Origin of the sequence: Noviherbaspirillum autotrophicum, assembly GCF_000818395.1 — a bacterium.
GTDB classification, from domain to species: domain Bacteria; phylum Pseudomonadota; class Gammaproteobacteria; order Burkholderiales; family Burkholderiaceae_D; genus Noviherbaspirillum; species Noviherbaspirillum autotrophicum.
In genome coordinates this window covers 1,679,700-1,696,024 of the sequence record NZ_JWJG01000028.1, presented here as the reverse complement: position 1 = coordinate 1,696,024, position 16,325 = coordinate 1,679,700, and the positions used below count along the sequence as shown (strand labels likewise).

At 59.5% G+C, this 16,325-nt stretch carries 15 protein-coding genes and 1 other RNA gene; 12 read left to right on the top strand and 4 right to left on the bottom strand.

The window, feature by feature from the left end; all coding sequences use genetic code 11:
• Positions 1-8 precede the first annotated feature (8 nt).
• The 5 genes from TSA66_RS09145 (at position 9) to TSA66_RS09125 (ending at position 4,179) form a co-directional block, all read left to right on the top strand.
• Complete coding sequence (locus TSA66_RS09145; protein ID WP_040039777.1) at positions 9-623, top strand: riboflavin synthase; 615 nt, start codon at positions 9-11, stop codon at positions 621-623.
• 122 nt (positions 624-745) lie between these two features.
• Complete coding sequence (gene ribBA / locus TSA66_RS09140) at positions 746-1,858, top strand: bifunctional 3,4-dihydroxy-2-butanone-4-phosphate synthase/GTP cyclohydrolase II (RefSeq protein ID WP_040039776.1); 1,113 nt, start codon at positions 746-748, stop codon at positions 1,856-1,858.
• A 131-nt stretch (positions 1,859-1,989) separates the two neighbouring features.
• Positions 1,990-2,475, top strand: a complete 486-nt coding sequence (gene ribH, locus TSA66_RS09135) for a 6,7-dimethyl-8-ribityllumazine synthase (protein ID WP_040042365.1) — start codon at positions 1,990-1,992, stop codon at positions 2,473-2,475.
• A gap of 3 nt (positions 2,476-2,478) precedes the next feature.
• Entirely contained in the window at positions 2,479-2,949 is a 471-nt protein-coding gene (nusB, locus tag TSA66_RS09130) for a transcription antitermination factor NusB (protein ID WP_040039775.1), read from the top strand.
• A gap of 45 nt (positions 2,950-2,994) precedes the next feature.
• A complete protein-coding gene (locus TSA66_RS09125) occupies positions 2,995-4,179 on the top strand; it encodes a pyridoxal phosphate-dependent aminotransferase (RefSeq protein ID WP_040039774.1) in 1,185 nt (394 codons plus the stop codon).
• A gap of 73 nt (positions 4,180-4,252) precedes the next feature.
• On the opposite strand, the gene TSA66_RS09120 is transcribed toward TSA66_RS09125, so the two are convergent.
• A complete protein-coding gene (locus TSA66_RS09120) occupies positions 4,253-5,170 on the bottom strand; it encodes a transglycosylase SLT domain-containing protein (RefSeq protein ID WP_052452195.1) in 918 nt (305 codons plus the stop codon).
• A gap of 469 nt (positions 5,171-5,639) precedes the next feature.
• Here TSA66_RS09120 and ubiD point away from each other — a divergent pair, with 469 nt between their 5' ends.
• Positions 5,640-7,124: a 4-hydroxy-3-polyprenylbenzoate decarboxylase gene (gene ubiD / locus TSA66_RS09115; protein WP_040039773.1), complete on the top strand. Its 1,485-nt coding sequence runs from the start codon at positions 5,640-5,642 to the stop codon at positions 7,122-7,124.
• A gap of 51 nt (positions 7,125-7,175) precedes the next feature.
• Positions 7,176-7,274, top strand: an RNA gene (gene ffs / locus TSA66_RS26110) — signal recognition particle sRNA small type.
• 24 nt (positions 7,275-7,298) lie between these two features.
• Here ffs and TSA66_RS09110 read toward each other — a convergent pair.
• On the bottom strand, positions 7,299-8,942 hold the full coding sequence (locus TSA66_RS09110; protein ID WP_040039772.1) for an isovaleryl-CoA dehydrogenase: 1,644 nt from the start codon (positions 8,940-8,942) through the stop codon (positions 7,299-7,301).
• Positions 8,943-9,035: 93 nt separating this feature from the next.
• Between TSA66_RS09110 and TSA66_RS09105 the strand changes: the two genes are divergently transcribed.
• The 5 genes from TSA66_RS09105 to TSA66_RS09085 are packed head-to-tail and all read left to right on the top strand — an operon-like array spanning position 9,036 to position 13,934.
• On the top strand, positions 9,036-9,719 hold the full coding sequence (locus tag TSA66_RS09105; protein WP_052452194.1) for a TetR/AcrR family transcriptional regulator: 684 nt from the start codon (positions 9,036-9,038) through the stop codon (positions 9,717-9,719).
• A 54-nt stretch (positions 9,720-9,773) separates the two neighbouring features.
• Positions 9,774-11,669: a DNA polymerase III subunit gamma/tau gene (gene dnaX / locus TSA66_RS09100; RefSeq protein ID WP_040039771.1), complete on the top strand. Its 1,896-nt coding sequence runs from the start codon at positions 9,774-9,776 to the stop codon at positions 11,667-11,669.
• 44 nt (positions 11,670-11,713) lie between these two features.
• Positions 11,714-12,040 carry a YbaB/EbfC family nucleoid-associated protein gene (locus tag TSA66_RS09095; protein ID WP_040039770.1) on the top strand — a complete coding sequence of 109 codons (327 nt, stop codon included), beginning with the start codon at positions 11,714-11,716 and terminating at the stop codon, positions 12,038-12,040.
• A 56-nt stretch (positions 12,041-12,096) separates the two neighbouring features.
• Entirely contained in the window at positions 12,097-12,693 is a 597-nt protein-coding gene (gene recR, locus TSA66_RS09090) for a recombination mediator RecR (protein WP_040039769.1), read from the top strand.
• Positions 12,690-13,934, top strand: coding sequence for a CaiB/BaiF CoA transferase family protein (locus tag TSA66_RS09085; RefSeq protein ID WP_040039768.1), 1,245 nt, complete (start codon positions 12,690-12,692; stop codon positions 13,932-13,934). The genes recR and TSA66_RS09085 overlap by 4 nt, the downstream gene beginning before the upstream one ends.
• A gap of 466 nt (positions 13,935-14,400) precedes the next feature.
• Here TSA66_RS09085 and tal read toward each other — a convergent pair whose 3' ends face one another.
• Both tal and TSA66_RS09075 read right to left on the bottom strand, forming a co-directional pair.
• On the bottom strand, positions 14,401-15,336 hold the full coding sequence (tal, locus tag TSA66_RS09080; protein WP_040039767.1) for a transaldolase: 936 nt from the start codon (positions 15,334-15,336) through the stop codon (positions 14,401-14,403).
• A 113-nt stretch (positions 15,337-15,449) separates the two neighbouring features.
• Positions 15,450-16,319, bottom strand: coding sequence for an SIS domain-containing protein (locus TSA66_RS09075; RefSeq protein WP_040039766.1), 870 nt, complete (start codon positions 16,317-16,319; stop codon positions 15,450-15,452).
• Between the last annotated feature and the right edge of the window lie 6 nt (positions 16,320-16,325).

Below are 16,325 nucleotides of genomic sequence, written 5' to 3'. Positions count from 1 at the left end.
TTTTAAGCATGTTTACCGGAATCGTCGCCGCGGTCGGCAAGATCACTTCCATTTCTCCATTGGGCAATCAAGCCGATGCAGGCGTGCGCCTCACAGTTGATGCCGGTGCATTGCCGCTGGCCGACGTCGCACTCGGCGATTCAATTGCATTGAATGGCGCGTGCATGACCGTCGTGCAAAAGACAGATCACGGTTTCGTGGTCGACGTGTCGCGCGAGAGCCTCAATCGCACCGCTGGGCTGGATGGATTGGGCGAGGTCAACCTGGAAAAGGCGCTGACGCTGGCTGACCGGCTGGGCGGACATCTGGTTTCCGGCCATGTCGATGGGTTGGGGGTGGTGCGCAAGTTCGAGCCGGTTGGTGAGTCAGTGGAGCTGGTGGTCGAGGCGCCGAAGGATCTTGCCAAGTACCTTGCTTACAAGGGTTCGATTGTTGTGAATGGCGTGTCGCTTACCGTCAACCGCATCGTGGATGGCGCCAGCGGCTGCGAGTTTTCGATCAATCTGATTCCACATACGGTCGAGGTAACCACGCTCAAGCACCTTAAGCCAGGCGTGAAGGTCAATCTGGAAATTGACCTGATTGCGCGTTATGTGGAGCGTATGCTCAGCCTGAAAGCCTGATTTTAGGCGGCCGATTTCGTGATTAGGCGGCATTGAGCCACAAAACCTGCCGATAGTTGTGGTTCTGAAAGTTGGAAGCAGCCTAAATCCTTTAAAATAGCCTGCTACATAGGATTTATGTCATGGTTATTTCAACAACACAAGAAATCGTTGCCGAGCTGCGCGCCGGCCGCATGGTTATCCTGGTCGACGAGGAAGATCGCGAAAACGAGGGCGATCTGGTTCTCGCCGCCGAATTCGTGACGCCAGAGGCCATCAACTTCATGGCCAAGTATGGTCGCGGATTGATCTGCCTGACCTTAACGGAAGCGCGTTGCAACCAATTAAACCTGCCGATGATGACGGCCCGTAACGGAACGTCGTACGGCACCGCTTTCACCGTCTCGATTGAAGCGGCCGAAGGCGTTACGACCGGCATCTCGGCCGCGGACCGCGCACGCACCGTGCAGGTCGCGGTGGCAAAAAATGCCAAGCCTTCCGATATCGTGCAGCCGGGCCATATTTTCCCGTTGAAGGCGCAAAAGGGCGGCGTGCTGATGCGTGCCGGCCATACCGAAGCGGGCTGCGACCTGGCCGAAATGGCTGGCCTGACGCCGGCAGCGGTGATTTGCGAAATCATGAAGGACGACGGCACCATGGCGCGCTTGCCGGATTTGATGGAATTCGCGCAGGAGCACGGTCTCAAGATCGGCACGATTGCCGACCTGATCCATTACCGCAGCCAGCATGAAAGTATTGTCGAACGCGTCGGCGAACGCGTGATGCATACTGCACACGGCGACTTCAAGGCGATTGCTTACCGCGACAAGGCCAGCGGCAGCGCCCATTTGGCCTTGGTGCATGGCGAAATCAGGACCGAGCTGGAGACGCTGGTGCGCGTACATCAGCCTGTCTCGATTCTGGATCTGCTCGAAACACGGGCCACCACCCATTCCTGGAACATGGCATCCGCGCTGGCGGCGGTCAAGGCGGCTGAACGCGGCGCCGTAGTGCTGCTTAATTGTGAAGAATCGGCTGACCAAATGTTTGCGCAATTTGCCGCGCTGACAGCTCCCGATGTGAAACCGCAGGCGCGCGAATCGCGCATGGACTTGCGGACTTATGGTATCGGCGCCCAAATCCTGAAGGATCTGGGTGTAGGTAAGATGAAACTGCTCGCCAATCCGAGAAAGATGCCGTCGATGGCCGGTTTCAACCTGGAAGTGACCGGCTACCAGGACAAGCCGAACCAATAAATCCTGCCGCATTACGGCGGCTAGTGGCTGAACTTCGAAGAATATCAACGCCTGACATTCCTTTTCAGTATTGCGGAAAGCCAGGTGTTGGCCAACAATCAATGAGCGCAGTCGCGCGTAAAGGAATCATCATGACCGTAGGAACATACGAAAGCAATTTGGGCGGCGAAGGCGTACGTATCGGTATCGTTCAGGCACGCTTCAATGAAGACGTGTGCCACGGCCTGTTGTCCGCCTGCCTTGCCGAGCTGAAGCATCTTGGCGTGGCCGACGAAGACGTATTGCACGTGACTGTGCCGGGCGCCCTCGAAATTCCATTGGCGCTGCAAAAAATGGCTGAAACCCAGCAGTTCGACGCATTGATCGCAATCGGCGCCGTAATCCGTGGCGAGACTTATCACTTCGAACTGGTGTCTAATGAATCGGGCGCGGGGATTACCCGCGTCGGACTGGATTTCGGCATTCCGATTGCCAACGCGGTATTGACGACCGAGACTGACGAGCAGGCCGAAGCACGCATGGCGGAAAAGGGCACGGACGCGGCGCGCGTTGCCGTCGAAATGGCTAATCTGGCGATCGCTCTGGAAGAGCTCGGCGAAGTAACTGAGGAAGAATAAGTAATGACCCAAAAGATTGTTCACGCGAATCCGAACAAGAATCGCACGCCGCGTCATCGCGCGCGCGAATTCGCGCTGCAGGGTTTGTATCAATGGCTGCTGAATCATGAGGATGCGGGCGCGATCGATGCGCACATCCGCGAAGCGCACGGTTTTGAGAAGGCCGATGCCGAGCATTTCGATACGCTGTTGCACGGTACGATCAGGCAGGCGTCCAGCCTGCGCGACGGATTGGCGCCGCTGATCGACCGGCCGATCGACCAGTTGTCGCCGGTGGAGCATGCCGCATTACTGATCGGCGCATACGAACTCAACAATCACCTTGAAATCCCCTACAAGGTGGTGATCAACGAGGCGGTCGAGCTGACCAAGTCCTTCGGCGGCATCGACGGTCACAAGTACGTCAACGGCGTGCTCGACAAGTTTGCCGCCAAGGTGCGCAATGTCGAAGTGGACGACGCGAAGAAGCATTAATCACATCGAGCCGCAGCGACAGCCTGCGGCAAAACCCCTGCCTGTATGAATTCCTCCAGCCTCGATCTTACGCTCGCATCGCGCCTTGCCAATATCGCACCGTTCCATGTAATGGAGCTGGCGAAAATGGCAACCGAACTGGAACGACAGGGGCGTCACATCATTCATATGGGCATCGGCGAGCCCGATTTCACGGCAGCCCAGCCGGTGATCGACGCCGCGGCACGCGCTATGGCCGATGGCCGATTGCAGTACACGTCGGCCACGGGCATTCCTGCCTTGCGCGAAGCGATTGCCGCACATTACCAGCGGGTGTACGGACTGCAGATCGCACCATCGCGCATCATTGTCACGGCCGGCGCATCGGCAGCATTGCTGCTGGCCTGTGCGGCCTTGGTGGAGAAAGATGCGGAAGTGCTGATGCCGGATCCATCCTATCCGTGCAATCGCCACTTTGTCGCGGCGTTCGACGGTAAAGCAAAGATGATACCGAGCGGCCCCGAGCAGCGTTTTCAGCTATCGGATGCAAAAGTACGCGAAAACTGGAGTGCGGTCACCGGCGGTGTGCTGCTGGCATCGCCATCGAATCCGACTGGAACCTCGATTCCACACCAAGAGCTGGCGAAAATCGTTGCGACGGTGCGGGAGACGAATGGCTTTACGATCGTTGACGAAATCTATCAGGGGCTGACTTACGATGAGGAGCCGTTCTCGGCATTGTCCTTGGGCGAGGACGTCATTGTCATCAACAGCTTTTCGAAATACTTCAATATGACTGGCTGGCGGCTCGGCTGGCTGGTGGTGCCGGAAAAGATGGTTCCGCAGATCGAAAAGCTGGCGCAAAATCTGTTCATCTGCGCATCAAGCATTGCGCAGCATGCGGGCGTAGCCTGCTTCGAACCGGAATCCATCGCCATCTATGAACAGCGCAAGGCGGAGTTCAAGCGCCGCCGCGATTACATTGTTCCCATGCTGCGCGAACTTGGCTTCAAAGTGCCGGTGACGCCGGATGGCGCGTTCTACGTCTATGCTGATTGTTCGGCGTTGTCGGATGACGCTGACCGGTTGACCATTGACATGTTGAACCGAGCCGGCGTGGTACTGGTTCCGGGGCTCGATTTCGGGCCTTACACGGCGCGCCAGTACATCCGCCTGTCCTATGCGACGTCAATGGAAAACCTGCAGGAAGCGGTTAACCGGTTGCGCCACTACTTTAATGTCCGGCACTAGACAGGTTGTATCAAGATGTATAAGTAATAAAAAAGGAGCCTTCGGCTCCTTTTTTATTAGCTCGTAGCGATTCTTACAATGCGGCTAGCTTGCCATCCTTTGTGAAGGAATCCTTCGACGCACTTGCGGAGGTTGGTTCCTCTGCATTGCCGTTCGTTTTGATCTCCGGCTGGCGTGGTTTTGCGGCGACGGTAGATACCGGGACCTTCTTGCCCATGGATACGTCTTTCAGGCGGCGATATTCTGCCAAGACTCTTGCGCCATAACCCGAGTCGGAATCGAATGCCCCCGCGCCGACATACAGCTTCAATCCGGCTTCAATCGAACCGCCGCGCGTCACATAATCTTTCAGGATCAGCGAGCCGACCCGGATGTTGGCAGCCGGATTGAGGGCAGCTTTTACGCCACCGAGTTCCTGGAACTTGTCGTGATGTACTTTTGACATGACCTGCATCAGGCCTTGCGCGCCCACCGGGCTTTCCGCAAAAGGGTTGAATCCCGATTCGATTGCCATTACCGACAGGATCAGCAGCGGATCGAGCTTGATATCCTTGGCGGTCATGTAGGCAGTCGATACCAGCATATGCGTGGCATCGGATGCGACCCGATAGCGCTTGGATAGCCAGCTGGTAACCCATTGCTGTTGGCGTGAATTGGCCGCTAGTTTGCTATCGTCTTCGCTGGGCACTTTGCTTGGGGCGGCAGTTTGGACCGGTGTTTCAGCTGGCTCGGCGGCCGCAACCGTATCCTCAGCTTCAGCAGTATCTGCCTCGATAAAAGGGGACAGGGCGAGCAGCTGGTCGGCCAGCTCCGGTTTGACGAACATTGCGCTAAGTGCCGCAATGGCGATGATTCCCAGAATCATGAGCGTGTGGTGCGCAGTCGTGACAAAGCCGCGTACGGTGTCGCCGGCGAAAACTGCCCAAGCGGCCGATTGGCTAGCCTTGCGTCGGGTGAAGTCAAACGTTACCCGGATACATCGATTTAACATAGAGCCTCCTGAATCGTCACGACACGCGAGTGCAGCCGCTATAACGATTCGTAGCGTCTGGTGCCGGTCGTGATCAGAAACATCGCCTGTCGACATGCATGGCGCAAGCAACAGGCGTCGGAATTGTTTGCATCGGGCTGTCGGCTGCCTAGCAGCGCCATATCAGCGGCAAACAACTTTTTCGGGGGAGAAGGCAGACGCCTTTTGATAACACTCCTTAAAATGTAATGGGCCCCGATCCCGTGAACGATGAAAGTCTTTGTCGCGTCACCGTCAGTCCCGGCTCGCTCTCTCATCAAGCTGGGCAGATTTTAGGTGCGTGTTTATATCAAGTCAATACTATCAAATTGATTCTATATAACTTTTAAATCTTGAAATCTCGCTGCAACGCAGCAGAAAATCAATAGAATCAAGAACTTGTGTTCGCTATTCTAAAAATAGAAACAAGTTTCAGACATTGTAAAAAATCATGAAATATTCGGATTTGCGCGATTTTATTTCCCAATTGCAACGATTTGGTGAATTAAAACGCACCTCGGTAGCAGTATCGCCTTATTTGGAAATGACCGAAATCTGTGACCGCACCTTGCGCGCGGGTGGCCCGGCAGTACTGTTCGAAAAACCGAGCGGCCACACCATCCCGGTGCTTGCCAATCTCTTTGGCACAACGCGCCGCGTCGCTCTCGGAATGGGGGCGGATGATATTGGTGAGTTGCGCAAGATCGGGCATGTGCTGGCAACATTGAAAGAGCCGGAGCCGCCGAAGGGCTTCAAGGATGTGCTCGGCTTGGGTTCGATGGTGAAATCGCTGTGGGACATGGCGCCGAAGGAGCAACGTTCTGCGCCATGCCAGGATGTGGTGTGGGAGGGCAATGATGTCGATCTGGCGAAGTTGCCAATCCAGCATTGCTGGCCGGGCGATATCGCTCCCCTTATTACCTGGGGCCTCGTCATTACCAAGGGGCCGCACAAGAAACGGCAAAACCTGGGTATTTACCGGCAGCAAGTCATTGATCGTAACAAGGTGATCATGCGTTGGCTGGCACATCGCGGCGGTGCGCTTGATTTCCGTGAACACTGCATCGTCAATCGCGGCAAGCCTTATCCGATTGCGGTTGCGCTCGGCGCCGACCCGGCAACTATTTTGGGGGCGGTGACGCCAGTGCCGGACAGCTTGTCGGAATACCAGTTTGCAGGTTTGTTGCGCGGTAGCCGGACCGAGCTGGTGAAGGCGATCGGCAGCGAGTTGCGGGTGCCGGCTTCCGCCGAGATCGTGCTGGAAGGCCACATTTATCCTGACGAGTCGCATCCGAGCGGCTATGAACATGCGCTGGAAGGCCCCTATGGCGACCATACCGGTTATTACAACGAGCAGGAGTGGTTTCCGGTATTTACCATTGACCGCATCACAATGCGGCGCGACCCGATTTATCATTCGACCTACACTGGAAAGCCGCCGGACGAACCGGCAATCCTGGGTGTGGCGCTGAACGAAGTATTTATCCCGTTGTTGCAAAAACAGTTTGCCGAAATCACCGATTTCTATCTCCCGCCAGAGGGGTGCAGCTATCGCATGGCGGTGGTGCAGATGAAAAAGGCATATCCGGGGCACGCCAAGCGTGTCATGTTCGGCGTCTGGAGCTTTCTGCGCCAGTTCATGTACACCAAGTTCATCGTCGTGGTCGACGAGGATGTGAACGTACGCGACTGGAAGGAAGTGATCTGGGCTATCACTACCCGCGTCGACCCGGTACGCGACACCACCCTGGTCGATAACACGCCGATCGATTATCTCGATTTCGCGTCGCCCGTCAGCGGGTTAGGTGGCAAGATGGGAATCGACGCGACAAACAAGTGGCCGGGGGAAACCGACCGCGAATGGGGTAGGACGATTGCCATGACCGACGAAGTCAAAGCCAAGGTTGACCGGATCTGGCAGGAATTGGGGCTGTAATGCTGGGAAATAGCGCGACGGCCGCCGCGCTTTGCTGTTAAAATAGCCGTCGGCGGGCCCCTGCGCATTGTGGCATGGTCAACCTGGTCAGGTCGGGAACGAAGCAGCCACAGCCATTTCCCGCAAGTGCCGCAGATCAGGCTCGCCCCTTTCCTTATCATCCCCCTTATCGAATCAGACAGGCCATGCGCGTTCGAGTATGCGTTGCTGCAAGGCGGCTGTAGCAAGCGTGCCATAGACGCGGCCGCAATCCGGATCGACTCGGCTGGCAATGAATGCTTCGGCAACGGGTGTCGGCGCGTTTTGCAGCATCAGCGTTCCCTGCGCTGCCAGCACAAGCCGTTGCACGAAGCGCCGCGCCAGCATTTCGCGTTGTTCCGGCGGTGTCGCCAGATCCGCGCGCAAGGCATGAACCAGCGTGCGCAGGGATGGATGCTGCGCGGCGGCTTGATCGAACTGGTTCAGGAGCAGCAGGAAACCTTCCGCTTCTCGTTCGACAGCGCGCAATACGTCGAGGCACATCACATTGCCCGAACCCTCCCAGATCGAATTGACCGGCGCCTCGCGGTACATGCGCGCCATCGGGCCGGTTTCCACATAGCCGTTGCCGCCCCAGACTTCCATGCATTCCCCGGTGAACTCGAGCGCGCGCTTGCAGACCCAGAATTTTGCGGCGGGCGTGACGATGCGGCGCCATGCGCGTTCCAGCGGATCGCCGGACGATTCGAAGGCGCGCGCCAGGCGCAGCATCAGCACCGTGGCAGCTTCGCTTTCCAGTGCCAGGTCGGACAATACGTTGCGCATCAGCGGTTGTTCGGCCAGCCGCTTGCCGAATGCGCTTCGGTGCCGCGCGTGGTGCGCTGCCTGCACGAACGCCTGGCGCATCAGGCCGGCGCTTCCGATGACGCAGTCGAGCCGCGTATAGTTCGCCATTTCGATGATGGTCGGGATGCCCCGGCCTTCGTCGCCGACCATGATGCCGTAGGCGTCCTGGAATTCGACCTCGCTGCTGGAATTGGAGCGGTTGCCGAGCTTGTCTTTTAGGCGTTGCACCAGTACCGCGTTCTTGCTGCCGTCCGGGCGCCAGCGCGGCACGAAAAAGCAGGACAGCCCCGCATCGGTGCGGGCCAGCACCAGATGCGCATCGCACATCGGTGCCGAAAAAAACCATTTGTGGCCGGTCAGCAGATAGTCGGCACCGCGCCCCGTTCCATTCAGCGAGCGGGCAACGGTGGAATTGGTCCGCACGTCGGAGCCTCCCTGTTTTTCGGTCATGCCCATGCCGACCATGATCGATTTCTTCTGTTCCAGCGGCAGGTCGCGCGGATCGTGCTCGCGTGAGAACAGCTTCGATTCCAGTATCGAGAACAGCTTCGGTTCGTTGCGCAGCACCGGAATCGATGCAAAGGTCATCGTCGTCGGGCACAGCGAGCCGGCTTCCACTTGCGCCTGCATGAAATAGCCAGCCGCGCGCGCCACCTGCGCTCCCGCCTGCGGCTGCATCCATGGCAACGCATGCAAGCCTTCGCGCCGCAGCAGGCCGAGCAGCTGATGCCAGCTCGGATGAAATTGCACGGCATCGAGCCGGTTGCCGACGCGGTCGTGCGTGACCAGTTCGGGCAAGTGGCTATTTGCCAGTTCGCCCAGCGCCAGCACTTCCTTGCTGCCCAATTCGGCCCCGAATCTGTTAAGGTTTTCATCATGCCAAGCGGCTTGGCCGCGTTGCACGCCCTCGCGCAGCGCCTGGTCGCTGGTGTAAACGTTGTAGTTTTCGAGTTCCGGAACCTGGTTGGTGACTTCGTGGGTCGGCCATTGCATGGCGGGTCTCCTTGTCTTGTCGGGTGTGGATTATTTTTCAAGTCTATCGCCTGGCGCCGGTTCGGGTGTTCGTCTTTTGCAGGAAGACAGGAATTGGCTGATATCCCTTTAAAGCCGCGCCGCAAGCCGGTTCAATCGCGTTCCAGGGTCACCCAGAACGCGATTCTGGATGCCTTTGTTCGGCTTTTGCTGGAGCGCGGCTATGCCCGCCTGACGATACGCGACCTCGTAGCCATTGCCGGGGTAGGGCTGGGAACCCTGTATGAATATTTCCCGAATAAAAAGTCGATTGCGGCCAATTGCATTCATCAGCGCTTCAAGTCCGTCGGCGACAGCATGCTTGTGCGTATCGAAGCGGTGCGCGGCAAGCCTTTGGGGGAGCTGGTAGATGCCTTGCTGGATACCGTCGTCGCCCTGCACGCCGAGCGGCCCGAGGAGTGGTCGGCGCTGATATTCCTGGAGCGGCAGATATCGGACGAACAGGCGTACCGGACGCTGTATCGCCATTTCGTCGGCATCTGGGCGCAGGCAATCCGCGCTAGCGGCACGCCGAATCGCGCCGAACTTGTGGAAGACATGGCGTATGTGCTGCATGTCGCCGTCTATGGCCTGCTGTACCAGACGCTGATGTGCCGACCGCACACTGTCGGTACGCCCGTGTTCCGGCACCAGTTGGGGATGCTGGTCCATGGCTACGTCAAGGCGGCGCAAGAGGAAGCTGTCAAGTCGGAATTTGCCGATTGCAACTTGCAGGGTATCCAAAGATCAAGTCTGTAAGTTAGGCCGGGCTGTCAGGTAAAATGCGTCTTATAAATAACCTCTTGCGCCTTTATGTCTTACCAAGTCCTGGCCCGTAAATACCGCCCCAAGAGTTTCGACACACTTGTCGGGCAAGAGCACGTCGTGCGGGCACTGACGCATGCGCTGGAGCAAAAGCGACTGCATCATGCCTACCTGTTTACCGGCACCCGTGGCGTCGGCAAGACCACGCTGTCGCGCATTTTGTCGAAATCGCTCAATTGCGAAGCAGGAATCACCGCCACGCCGTGCGGCACGTGCGAAGCCTGTACCGCGATCGATGCCGGGCGCTTCGTCGATTACATCGAAATGGATGCGGCGTCGAACCGCGGTGTCGATGAAATGGCGCAATTGCTGGAACAGGCGATCTACGCGCCGTCGAACGCCCGTTTCAAGGTCTACATGATCGACGAAGTCCACATGCTGACCAACCATGCGTTCAATGCGATGCTCAAGACGCTGGAGGAGCCGCCCGAGCATGTGAAGTTCATCCTCGCGACCACCGACCCGCAAAAGATTCCGGTTACCGTGTTGTCGCGCTGCCTGCAGTTCAACCTGAAGCAGATGCCGCCCGGTCATATCGTCGGGCACCTCGAAAATATTCTCGGCCAGGAAGGCATCGAATTCGATGCGCCGGCGCTGCGCCTGCTGGCACAGGGTGCGCATGGTTCGATGCGCGATGCGCTGTCGCTGACCGACCAAGCCATCGCGTATGCCGCCGGCAAGGTCACGCTCGAAGCAGTGCAGGGCATGCTGGGGGCGCTCGACCAGTCCTACCTGATCCGCATCCTCGATGCGCTGGCGGCAAAGGATGGCACCGGATTGCTGGCGGTGGCCGATGAAATGGCCACGCGCAGCCTGTCGTACAACGCCGCCTTGCAGGACCTCGGGACCTTGCTGCACCGAATCGCGCTGGCGCAAACCGTGCCTGCCGCAGTGCCTGATGACGTGCCCGAGCGCGCGGATATCCTGCGCCTGGCGGGGAGTTTCGATGCCGAGGAAGTGCAGCTGTTTTACCAGATTGCGGTGCATGGGCGTAATGAACTGAGCCTGGCGCCGGACGAATATGCCGGATTCTCGATGACCTTGCTGCGCATGCTGGCCTTCAGGCCGGGTATCGGTGCGGCGGATGCGAAGCCGGCGGCGGTGCCTGCGTCGGCCGCTCCCGCGCCGGCAGTCGCGAGGCTGAGCGCCGCTCCCCAAGTGGCAACGGCAAGCGCGCCGGTGGCGCGATCGGCCGGTGCGATGAGCCCGGCGCGCGCGGCACTGGAAGCCGCCAGAAATGGCGGCAAGATGCCGCCGGCAGCGAGTATCGCGCCCAAGGCGCCGAGCGCGCCTCCGCCATGGGAAGAGGAAAAGCCGCAGGCAAGAGAACAGGCCATGCCCGAAGCGACAGGTGCGGCGGCTCAAAAAAAAACTGATGCGCCCGCAGGCTCGGTCGCACTGAACGAGGTGGACACGGCCGTTGTTGTCGAAAAGCCGGCGGAAGCGGCGCCACTCGCGGCAAGGGTGAGGGCGCCCGACCCAACGCCGGTTCCCGCGCTGAACTGGGACGGCAACTGGCCGGTGCTGGCCGCATCGCTGCCGTTGCGCGGCGTGGTGCAGCAGCTGGCGCAGCAAAGCGAACTGCTGCGCTGCGATGTGCAGGGCGAAGGCGCGCAGTTCCTGTTGCGGATTCCGCTGGAAACCTTGCGTTCGGCCGGCTCCGTCGAGAAGCTGACGGCAGCGTTAACCGAACATTTCGGCAAACCGATCCGGGTAGAGACTGAAATCGGCGCCGTCGAGCATACCGCCAATGCGCAGGCCGTGGCCGAGCGCGAAGCGCGGCAGCGCCAGGCGGAAGAAAACCTGCAACGCGACCCATTCGTGCAGGCATTGATGCGCGAATTCGGCGCAACCATCGTGCCGGGATCGATCAGACCCGCTTAATCAACACATTCCCAACGAATTCACTAACGAACAGGAGTACGACCATGATGAAGGGCCAACTGGCAGGATTGATGAAGCAAGCCCAGGCGATGCAGGACAACATGAAGAAAATGCAGGAGCAGCTCGCCTCGATCGAGGTCGAAGGCCAGTCTGGCGCCGGCATGGTGAAGGTCGTGATGACCTGCAAGAACGACGTCAAGCGCGTATCGATCGACCCTTCCCTGCTGGGTGACGACAAGGACATGCTGGAAGACCTGGTGGCCGCTGCCTTCAACGATGCGGTACGCAAGGCAGAAGCGACCTCGCAGGAAAAAATGGCTGGCCTGACCGCCGGCATGCCGCTGCCGCCCGGCTTCAAGATGCCGTTCTGATGTTCCCGGACCGGGCCGACGTTTGCGCCGGCCTGTCATAGCCACGACACCGATCAGTGAAATCTCCCTCCAGCCTCGAATTCCTCGCCGAAGCATTGCGCCGCCTGCCTGGCGTCGGCCCCAAGTCCGCGCAGCGCATCGCCTATCACCTGATGCAGCACGACCGTGACGGCGCGGCCATGCTTGGCCGCGCGCTCACGCAGGCGGTCGAGAAAATCCATCACTGCGCCAAGTGCAACACGTTCACTGAAAGCGAAGTCTGCGAAACCTGCCTCGACAGCGCACGCGATGCAAGCCTGTTGTGCGTGGTGGAGACGCCGGCCGACCAGCTGATGATCGAGCAGACCTTGACCTACAAGGGGCTGTATTTCGTGCTGATGGGGCGCCTGTCGCCATTGGACGGCATCGGCCCGAAAGACATCCATCTCGAAAAGCTTATTGCGCGCGCCACCGACGGTGAGGTCGAGGAAGTGGTGCTGGCGACGAACTTCACCAACGAAGGGGAGGCGACGGCGCATTACATCAGCGAGACGCTCAAGGCGCGCGGCCTGAAGGTGAGCCGGCTGGCGCGCGGGGTGCCGGTCGGCGGCGAACTTGAATATGTTGACGCGGGCACCATCGCGCGCGCCATGCTCGACCGGCGATCAACATGACAGAAAAAAAATCTTCCGGCCCGCTGGCCGGCATCAAGGTCCTGGAACTGGGTACGCTGATCGCGGGCCCGTTTTGTTCGCGCATGCTCGCCGAATTCGGCGCGGACGTGATCAAGATCGAGGCACCCGACGGCGGCGACCCGATTCGCCAGTGGCGCGTGCTCAAGGATGGCACTTCGCTGTGGTGGTCGGTGCAGTCACGCAACAAGAAGAGCGTCACGCTGAACATGAAAGACCCGCGCGGGCAGGACATCGCCAAGCGCCTGGCGCTGGACGCGGATATCATCATCGAAAACTACCGCCCCGGCGTGCTGGAAAAATGGGGGGTCGGCTATGAAGACCTCAAGAAAATCAATCCCGCGACGATCATGGTGCGCCTGTCGGGCTACGGCCAGACTGGGCCGATGAAGGATTTGCCGGGCTTCGGCGCGATCGGCGAGTCGATGGGCGGCATGCGCTACGTCTCCGGCCATCCGGACCGGCCCCCGGTGCGCATCGGCATTTCCATCGGCGACTCGCTCGCCGCATTGCACGGCGTGATCGGCGCCATGATGGCGCTGCGCCACCGCGACGTGACGGGCGGGCGCTGGAATGGTAAGACGGGCGATGAATGCGTGGCGGGCCAGGGCCAGATGGTGGACGTGGCGCTGTACGAAGCCGTGTTCAACATGATGGAGTCGATGGTGCCCGAATACGACTATGCCGGCGTGGTGCGTACCCGCACCGGCGGCGCCTTGCCTGGCATCGTGCCGTCCAATACCTATACCACGGCGGACGGCGAGAATATCGTCATTGCCGGCAACGGCGACGCGATCTTCAAGCGCCTGATGACGGCGATCGGGCGCGACGACATGGCGAACGATCCGCAACTGGCGCGCAACGACGGGCGCGTGCCGCGTACGGAGGAAATCGACGGCGCGATCCAGGCATGGTGCGAGTCGAAGGAGATCGACGAGGCGCTGGCGATCCTGAAGGCGGCCGATGTCCCGGTCGGCAAGATCTATTCGGTGCGCGACATGATGAGCGATCCGCAGTTCCTGGCGCGGCGCATGTTCGAACAGCACGCATTCAGTGATGGCACGCCGCTCAAGCTCCCGGCGATCACGCCCAAGTTATCCGAGACGCCCGGCGAAACCAGATGGCTCGGCCCGGCACTGGGCGAGCACAACGATGAAGTGCTGCGCGCGCTTGGCTTCGACGATGCACGCATTGCGCAGCTGAAGAATGAGCGCGTCATTTAGGAGCCACGCATGAACAGGAATTTCTGGAAGCAGTTCGCGATTGCGCTGGCGCTGTTCCTACTCGGCTATTTCACGCTCGGACGCGTGTTTGGTTAGCCTGTCGCCGGGGCGATCAGCCGCTCCGTAAAACCTCGCGCAGTGTCAGCACGCCATGCCGGATCTGAGCGGTGATCGTGCGCGCTTAGAATCTTTTTGCCGTGCGGTGTGCAAGACAGTCCGGCAATCGATCTCCGGGAAAAAGGCGACAGTCAAGTCCAAACCGGCACCTGTCCGATCTCACGCTCACGCTCGCGCGTCAGGCTGATGTTCAGGCGGGACAGCCCAATGCGCTCATCGCCGCATGGGGCGGCGACTGCCAATCACATTCCGTTCGAGATCGTCCCCGATTCGACGGCTTTGAAGTCGCATATCAAGCGATGTGGAAGCGGTCGGACGTCCCCGAACGGAACGAGTGACGGGCAAGCGATCAGCGCAAGGCGGCGATCATCTTTTCCAGCTTCACCGCATCGGCGCAGAACAGACGGATGCCTTCGGCCAGCTTCTCCGTTCCCATCGCGTCTTCATTGAGCATGAAGCGGAACGATTTTTCATCCAGGTCCAGCTTTTGCAGGCCCGCGCCCTGTGCTTGCTCCGGGCTCAGCTTGCGGGCCACCGGGGCGTCGCTTTCCGACAGTTTCTGCAGCAGTTCGGGGCTGATCGTCAGCAAATCGCAGCCGGCCAGTTCGGTGATCTGTGAGGTGTTGCGAAAGCTCGCGCCCATTACTTCGGTCTTGTAGCCGAACTTGCGGTAGTAGTCGTAGATGCGCTTGACCGACTGCACGCCCGGATCGTCCGCGCCACTGTATTCCTGACCCGTCGATTTCTTGTACCAGTCGTAGATGCGGCCGACGAACGGGGAGATCAATTGCACGCCAGCGTCGGCGCAGGCAATTGCCTGCGGCAGCGCGAACAGCAGCGTCATGTTGCAGCGGATGCCTTCCTTCTCGAGCACCTGTGCGGCGCGGATGCCTTCCCAGGTCGAAGCAATCTTGATCAGCACGCGCTGGCGAGAAATGCCTGCCGCTTCGTACAGCGCGATCAGGGAGCGTCCCTTGTCGATGGTGGCTTGCGTGTCGAACGACAGGCGCGCGTCGGTTTCGGTCGAGACGCGCCCCGGAATGATCTTCAGGATTTCCAGGCCAAAGGCGACCAGCAGATGGTCCGTGATCTCGGCGATCGATTTGCTGCCGTGGTCGCGCACCGCCTTTTCGAGCAGCGGCTTGTATTCGTCCTTTTGCACGGCTTTGAGAATCAGCGATGGATTGGTGGTTGCGTCGCGCGGCGCGAAGGCCTTCATGGCCTGGAAGTCGCCGGTGTCGGCGACGATGGTGGTGTACTGTTTCAGTTGTTCGAGCTGGTTCATGGAATCTGGCTGCGAGTGGAGCAGAAAAGAGGAAAAACGTAAATGATACCCAGATTGGCGCTCGCAACAACGCTTAATTCTTGCTTGTTAGATATGCATCAGTGCGTGTTCGGTTACGTCTTGGGCGCATGGCGATAGTAGGCGTCGAACTGCAAGTCGTATTTTTGTAGCGCCTTTTGCGCGTTTTGCATCTTCTTGCGGAATTCCGGCCCGCGCTTGAGCGCCAGCCCGACGGCGAGGATGTCGATCACGACCAGGTGCGCCAGGCGCGCCGAGATCGGCGTATACGGATCGATATTGAAACTCAGGTCAATCGGCACCAGCACCGTTGCGAGATCGGCCAGCGGGGTGCCGCTGGGCGTGAGCGCCACCACGTCGGCGCCGGCTTTTCTTGCCAGCTGCACGCTGCGTAGCAGCGCCGTGCTGTTGCCGCGCTGCGAAATCGCGACCACCACGTCGCCTTTCTGCAGCAGCGAAGCCGAGATGCTGTGAATGTGCGGGTCGGCATAGGCCACCGTGGGCACGCCGGAGCGGAAGAACTTGTGCTGCGCGTCGGCGGCGACAATGCCCGACGATCCCTGTCCGTAAAACTCGATCTTGTTGGCGCGCGCCAGCAGCTCCAGGGCGTGCTCGATGGCAGCCGGCTTGAGGCTGTTGCGCAGGTCGAGCAGGGTATTGATGGAGCGGCTGCAGATCTTGTTGACCAGGTCCGATGCAAGGTCGCCCTGCAACATCGATTCGTCGGCTGGCGGCAAGGCCAGCGCCAGGCCCTGCGCCAGCTTGAGCTTGAATTCATGCCAGCCGTCGCAGCCGAGCGCGCGGCAAAAGCGCACGACGGTCGGTTCCGACACTTGGGCATTCTTGGCCAATGCGGTGATGTTGCCGGACACCGCGAGATCGGGGTTTTTCAGGACAACCATGGCAACTTTTTTCTCCGACTTGGAGAGGCTGTCGAGCTGGGTACGGATCGAGTCAAGCAGCATTGAGAG